Source organism: Micromonospora sp. NPDC051296, assembly GCF_040682255.1.
Classification (GTDB): Bacteria; Actinomycetota; Actinomycetes; order Mycobacteriales; family Micromonosporaceae; genus Micromonospora; species Micromonospora craterilacus.
The window spans coordinates 1-6638 of record NZ_JBFBAO010000375.1 but is presented as its reverse complement, the minus strand read 5'-3'; the positions used below and the strand labels follow the sequence as shown (position 1 = coordinate 6638).

The following is a 6638-nucleotide window of genomic DNA, read 5'->3' as shown; positions in this document are numbered from 1 at the left end:
CCGCGGAAGTGCACCGGCTTGCCGTCGAAGAGGATCTCGCCGTCGAAGCTGCCGGACGGGTAGACGCCCGACAGCACCTTCATCAGGGTGGACTTGCCGGCGCCGTTCTCGCCGCAGATGGCGTGGATCTCCCCGCGGCGTACGGCGAGCGAGACATCCTGGAGCGCCGCCACCCCGGGGAACGTCTTGGTGATGTGACGCATCTCGAGGATGTGGTCGTCCATGCTCACCGTCCTGGGCGTCTAGGTCGTCGTGTCTGGCAGGTTAGTCAATCCGAGACGGATACCGGGCCCGGCGGCGGAAACCGCCGCCGGGCCCGATCAGCACCGTCAGCCCTTGGCCTGGCCGGCGGCAACTTCCTCGGCGGTGTAGTAGCCGGAGTCGATCAGGATCGGCTTGATCTCGTCCTTGTAGACGGTCTGCACCGGCAGCAGGTACGACGGGACGACCTTGACCCCGTTGTTGTAGGTGTTGGTGTCGTTGGCCTCCGGCGTCTTGTCCTGAAGGAACGCCTCGGCGGCGACCACGGCCTGCTCGGCGAGCAGACGGGTGTCCTTGAAGATGGTGGAGTTCTGGACCCCGTCGTTGATCAGCTTGACCGACGCGATCTCGGCGTCCTGCCCGGTCACCACCGGCATCTTGTTGGCCCCGCCGTAGCCGGCGTTCTGAAGCGCGGTGAGGATGCCCCGCGACAGGCCGTCGTACGGCGACAGCACCCCGTCCACCTTGGTGTTGTCGTTGTAGCTGGACGTCAGCAGATCCTCCATCCGCTTCTGCGCGCCCTCCTGCTGCCACCGCAGGATCGCCACCTGCTCGATCTTGGTCTGCCCGGACTTCACCTTCAGGGTGCCGTCGTCGATGAACGGCTTGAGGGTGTCCATCGCACCGTTGAAGAAGAAGTGGGCGTTGTTGTCGTCGAGCGATCCGGCGAACAGCTCGATGTTGAACGGCCCGGACGCGCTGCCCTTCGAGCCGTCCTTGTTCTGCAGACCGAGGCCGACCAGCAGCGCGCTGGCCTGGGCGACGCCGACCTTGTAGTTGTCGAAGCTGACGTAGAAGTCGACGTTCGGGCTGTCCCGGATGAGCCGGTCGTAGGCGATGACCGGGATCTTCGCCTCGGCCGCCGCCTGCAACTGTCCACTCAGTGCGGTGCCGTCGATGGCCGCGATGATCAGCACGTTGGCGCCGCGCGTGATCATCTGGTCGACCTGCTGCGACTGGGTGGGGATGTCGTCGCCGGCGTACTGGAGATCGACCTTGTAGCCCTTGGCCTCCAGCTTCTCCTTGACCGAGTTTCCGTCGGCGATCCACCGCTCGGAGGTCTGGGTCGGCATCGAGACGCCGATGGTCAGGTCGGCGGGCTTGTCGCCGCCGTTGCCACCGCTGCCGGCACCCTCGCCACTGCAAGCCGCCATGCTGAGCGCCAGTACGGCGCTACCGAGAGCGGCCAGGATTTTTCTGCTCACTGGCTTCCCCAATCTGGAACTCGCGCCGTCAGACGGCTGCGCGGGTCGCACTTGGACGCCAAGTGTTAGCGCTCACATAGCCTGGGTCAACACCTCGCCCGAAATCCAGCGGTCACGGTCTCGTAACGAACGAGCCGTTCCTCCGATCGGCCAGGTTGCCCCAGGTCGGGGCGGGTGTCCACACGGCAGCATCGAAGGGCGACCCGGGCCGGATCGGAGCTGCTCATCGACGGTGAGGAATGCGCTACATCGAGTGTCGGCGGCAGAGCGCAGCCGAGCCGCCACGTCCCGCAACATCCACTCTGGACCGCCTCCGACCGGCGGAGCTGGCCGCCCAGGTGAACCAGACGTTTCCGGCGCGTTGCCAGGGTCCCTTGACATCGGAACCCCGAACGACAGATGCTCTGCTAAATCAGTTTAGCGGCCGTGTCCTCACAGCACTCCAGCCGGTACGGGGCGCGCTCCCGGCGTGACCGGCCAGCCGGCCGCGTCCGACAAGGAGGACCGATGAGACTGCGAAGGACGCTGATCGCCTTCGCCGCGGTGCTGGCGCTGGCCTCGACGGGCACGGCCTACGCCGCGACGAAGGACCAGGATGGCGCCACCGGCGGTATCCGAAGCGTCACCCCGATCACCACCGTCCACACCTACGGCCAAAAGGTCACCGCGGTGGCCGTGGAGTACCCGGCCACGGTGAACTCCCACACGCTCGACAACTCGACCTTCGCGGTGTCCGACACCGTGTACAACTTCCGCTTCAACCCCATCGAGGACCTGCCCAAGCTGGCCGACCGCGCGGTCACCCACACCTACACCAACAGCGAGCCGACGACCCGCACCGACCGCCGATCGGTGCCGGGCCGGTACGTCATCGTCGAGCTGGACCCCGATGAGAATCTCGGCTGGACGGTCGTCCTCTCGAAGTGCCCGACCTTCCTGTGCCACGTCAAGGTGAACACCGACCTGCCGACCCAGGTGGTCCAGCGCAAGGACGTGCACGCCCAGCCGGGCAACGGCCAGGGCAAGGGCCCGGTGCTGGCCAAGGCGGCGCCGAAGACCTCGCACGGGGTCACCGAGGAGCCGGTCAACCTGCTCGTCGACGAGTTCCGCTACGGCTCGTACCTCAGCGGCGGCATGGTGCTGCCGTACCACTACCACCTGCCGGAGAACTACCAGCCCGGCAAGACGTACCCGCTGGTGGTTGTCCTCCCCGGGCACGGCATGGGCTGGGACGGCGACAACCTCGGCGTCCAGATCGCCGCCGACATCCCGGCCACCGCCTGGCTGCAGTCGAGCTGGACGGGCAGCCGGGAGGACGTCATCGTGCTGGCCCCGCAGAACCAGCGAGTGGGCCTCCCCGCCGAGGCCGACCTGCTGGTGAGGCTCGTCGACCAGTTCGTCAAGGACCACCCGGTGGACACCGAACGGGTCTACGCGACCACCGTCTCGTACGGCTCGCGGCTGCTGTGGGAGGCGTTCGCCAAGCGTCCCGACCTGTTCGCCGGGGGCCTGGTGACCGGTGGTTTCCAGATCAGCGCGAGCCAGGCGACGGCCATCGCCGCCGGGGAGGTGCCGCTCTGGATCACCCACGGCGTGAGCGACCACCTGCTCAACATCTCGCTCGCCCGCGCCTCGCAGGCCGCGCTGCGATCGGCGTACGAGGCCCGGGGCAAGACACCCCAGCAGATCGCCGACCTGCTGCACTACACCGAGTACGGCAACGAGGCGTTCTCGCTGCCCGACTACCACGCGGCCTACGGCCCGACATACGAGGACAGCAGCATCCTGCAATGGCTGCTGGCCCAGCGGAAGAGCTGACGACACCGGCGACCGGAGTGTCCGAGACGGGTAACCCGGCCCCGGTCGTGGCACCTGCCACGACCGGGGTCTCCTCCGCGACCTCCTGAGTCGGCGCCGGCTCGATCAGCATGACGGCGAGCCGACGACCGGCCGGTGACGCCGACCCGCCCGGCGTCTGCTCAGTCGTCCGGGTTGACCCGAAAGACCGGCCAGCCGATCTCGGTGCGCCACCGCTCGGCGAACGGGGTGTCTCGGGGGCCGACGCAGCGGCGGGTTCGACGCGGTCGTCACCACGCTGGAGGACACCCTGGCCGACATCCGGGCGTCCGAACCGCTCTCCCGAGGTGCCGACTTCCCGACCGCTCGATAGCGGGTGCGGCCGAAAGGTCCCGCACCGCGACGACGAACCCTGGTCGAGGTCGCGGAGTTCGACGGAGCCGGTGCGCCGGCCTGATCCCGTCTCAGCCCGCCAGGCACGCCCGCACCGCGGCGGTCAGCCGGTTGGCGCGCTCGTCGTCGACGCCGCCCATCTGGTTGACCACGTAGCCGAAGCCGACCTGGTGGGCGTCGTCGCCGAAGGCCAGGTGACCGCCGGCGCCGTCGTGACCGAAGCTACGCGCGCCGAGCATCGGTCGCGCCGAAGCGGAGTCCAGGAGGAAGCCGGTGCCCCACCGGTGGCCGGCGTCGGGCGCCCCGTAGACCTGCTGGCCGGCCGCACGCACCGTGGTCGCGTCCGTCACCGAATCGGAGCTGAGCAGACGCGGGCCGTCCACCTCGGACACGCAGGCGGCGTAGAGACGGGCCAGCCCGTCGGCCGTACTCACCGCGCCCGCGCCCGGCACTCCGGCGGCCTGGATGGCGGGGTCGTTGAAGCTGACCAGGCCGTCGGCGTCGGCCGGGAAGGCGAAGGCGCCACCCATGGTGAGCCCGCGTTCCGCGATCGGGTCGACGGCCGGGCCGGGGTCGCCGATCGGGGCCAGGGTCCAGGCGACCGCATCGCGCTCGGCCGCCGGCAGACCGATCCAGGTACGCAGGCCGAGCGGGTCGGCGAGGGAGCGGGCGAAGAACGCACCGGGCAGCTCGCCGGTGATCCGGCGCATCACCTCACCGATCAGCCAGCCGTAGGTCATCGCGTGGTAGCTGTGTGCCGTGCCCGGTCGCCACAGCGGTGCCTGCGCCTCGATCGCCTCGATCACCGGTCGCCAGGCGAGCACCTCCTCGCGGCTGAACGGCTTGTCCAACGCCGGCAGGCCGGACTGGTGGGTGAGCAGCCAGCGTACCGGGATCTCCGCCTTGCCGTGCTGGCCGAACTCGGGCCAGTAGCGGGTGACCGGCGCGTCCAGGTCGAGCCGGCCCTGCTGCGCCAGCAGGTACGCGCAGATCGCCATGATTCCCTTGGTGCAGGAGAAGACGACCGCGGGTGTGCCGGCGGTCCAGGTGCGGCCCGACCGGGGGTCGGCCAGCCCGCCGTGCAGGTCGACGACCTTGCGGCCCCGTACGTACACGGTGACCGCGGCACCCACCTCGCCCCGGGTGGCGAAGTTGTCACGAAACACGTCGGCGACCCGGCCGAAGCCGTCGTCGGTGTCACCGTGGATCTGCGTCTCGGTCAACTCGCTATCCCTTCACGGATCCCTGGAGCAGGGCTTTGATGAACTGTCGCTGGAAGATCACGAACACGATCAGGGTCGGGGTGAGGATGAGCAGGGAGCCGGCGCACAGCAGCACCAGGTCGGTCCCCCACTGACCCTGGAAGGCGCCGAGCGCGCCGGCCATCGTCCGTTTGGTGGCATCGTCGACGAGCACGATGGCGAGCAGGAACTGGTTCCAGGTCCAGAGGAACAGCAGGATGGTCAGCGAGGCGATGGCCGGTCGGGCCAGCGGCACGTGCACCCGCCAGAACAGCTGCCAGGTGTTGCTGCCGTCGACCCGCGCCGCTTCGGACAACTCCGGTGGCACGTTGGTGAAGTGCGCCCGCATCCAGAACACCGCGAACGGCATGTACAGGCCGATCAACGGCAGGATGATCGCCCATCGGGTGTTGAGCAGACCCAGGTCACGCATCTGGTAGTACAGCGGGGTGACCACCGCCTCGAAGGGCAGGGTCAGGCCGAGCAGCAGCAGCCCGAAGGCGAGGTGGCCGCCGGCCACCCGCAGGTGGCCGAGCCCGAAGCCGGCCATGGTCGCGATGACCACGGCGATCGGCACCACCCCGGCCACGATCAGCATGCTCGACTTCAGCAGAGCGCCCATGTTCGCGGCGGTGAAGGCGTCGACGAAGTTGCCCCACTGTGGATCCGACGGCCAGGCCAGCCCGGTGGGTACGGTGCCGCGCGGCTGCAGGGCCGCCGACAGCATGCTCAGGAACGGCAGCAGGGTGACGACGACCAGAGCGATCAGGAAGACGCGTCCGGTCAGTCGCTCGCCGCGACCGGTCAGGTTCATGGCTTCTCCCCTCGGGTCAGCCGCTGGATCGGCAGGACGCACACCAGCACCAGCACCATGAGCACCACGGCCAGGGCCGAGGCGAGCCCGACCTGACGCTGGGAGAAGGCGAGCCGGTAGATCTCCAGGCCCGGCACGGTGGTCTGCAGACCCGGACCGCCGCTGGTCGAGATGTAGACGATGTCGAAGCTGGCCAGGGCCGCGATGACGGTCACGGTGAGGCAGACCCCGATCTCCTGGCGGAGGCTGGGTAGCGTGACGGCGAAGAACTCGCGGATCGGGCCGGCCCCGTCCATCCGGGCCGCCTCGTAGAGCGATGGGTCGATCTTGCTCATGCCGGTGACCAGCAGGATGGTGCAGAGGCCGAGCATGACCCAGGTGCCGATCACCCCCACCGCCGGCAGGGCGGTGTTGAACTCACCGAGCCAGGCCCGGGTGATGCCGTCCAGTCCGACGGCCCGCAACACCTGGTTGACCAGGCCGTTGGTGGAGAGCACCCAACTCCAGGCGATGCCGGCCGCGACCAGCGGGATGACCTGGGGCAGGAACAGCACGGTACGGACCACGGTGCCGGCCGGTCCGGTGGTGATCCGCCGGACCAGGCTGGCCACCAGCAGACCGAGCGCGACCGGGATGAAGCTGAAGAAGATGATCAGGATGAACGCGTTCGAGATGATCTTCAGCAGGTCGCGGTCGGTGAAGACGGTGAGGTAGTTGTCCAGCCCCGCCCAGCGGGCCACGCCGATGCCGTTCCAGTGGTACAGCGAGTACTGCATGGTCAGCAGGAGCGGGCGCAGCACGAATACGCCGTACATGATCAGGGCGGGCAGGACCCACAGCCATCCGGTCCACCGGGCCGTGGGGCCGCGGCCGCCCCCCCCGGCGGCCCCCCCCCCCCCCCCCCCCCGCCCCGCCAGGCACAAGACA

Annotated in this window: 6 protein-coding genes; 1 reads left to right on the top strand and 5 read right to left on the bottom strand. The window is 69.0% G+C overall.

Annotation, left to right across the window (positions count from 1 at the left end; translation table 11 throughout):
• Both AB0M52_RS28375 and chvE read right to left on the bottom strand, forming a co-directional pair.
• Positions 1-224, bottom strand: a 224-nt coding sequence (locus AB0M52_RS28375) for an ATP-binding cassette domain-containing protein (protein WP_363959942.1), incomplete at its 3' end; no start/stop codon positions are given.
• 105 nt (positions 225-329) lie between these two features.
• On the bottom strand, positions 330-1466 hold the full coding sequence (chvE, locus tag AB0M52_RS28370) for a multiple monosaccharide ABC transporter substrate-binding protein (protein WP_363959940.1): 1137 nt from the start codon (positions 1464-1466) through the stop codon (positions 330-332).
• A 507-nt stretch (positions 1467-1973) separates the two neighbouring features.
• Between chvE and AB0M52_RS28365 the strand changes: the two genes are divergently transcribed.
• Entirely contained in the window at positions 1974-3284 is a 1311-nt protein-coding gene (locus AB0M52_RS28365) for a hypothetical protein (protein ID WP_363959937.1), read from the top strand.
• A 443-nt stretch (positions 3285-3727) separates the two neighbouring features.
• Here AB0M52_RS28365 and AB0M52_RS28360 read toward each other — a convergent pair whose 3' ends face one another.
• From AB0M52_RS28360 to AB0M52_RS28350, 3 genes are read right to left on the bottom strand one after another with little or no spacing between them, the layout of a single operon-like run.
• Positions 3728-4879, bottom strand: coding sequence for a serine hydrolase domain-containing protein (locus AB0M52_RS28360; protein ID WP_363959934.1), 1152 nt, complete (start codon positions 4877-4879; stop codon positions 3728-3730).
• 4 nt (positions 4880-4883) lie between these two features.
• Positions 4884-5711 carry a carbohydrate ABC transporter permease gene (locus AB0M52_RS28355; protein WP_363959931.1) on the bottom strand — a complete coding sequence of 276 codons (828 nt, stop codon included), beginning with the start codon at positions 5709-5711 and terminating at the stop codon, positions 4884-4886.
• Entirely contained in the window at positions 5708-6511 is an 804-nt protein-coding gene (locus AB0M52_RS28350) for a sugar ABC transporter permease (protein WP_363959928.1), read from the bottom strand. The genes AB0M52_RS28355 and AB0M52_RS28350 overlap by 4 nt, the downstream gene beginning before the upstream one ends.
• Between the last annotated feature and the right edge of the window lie 127 nt (positions 6512-6638).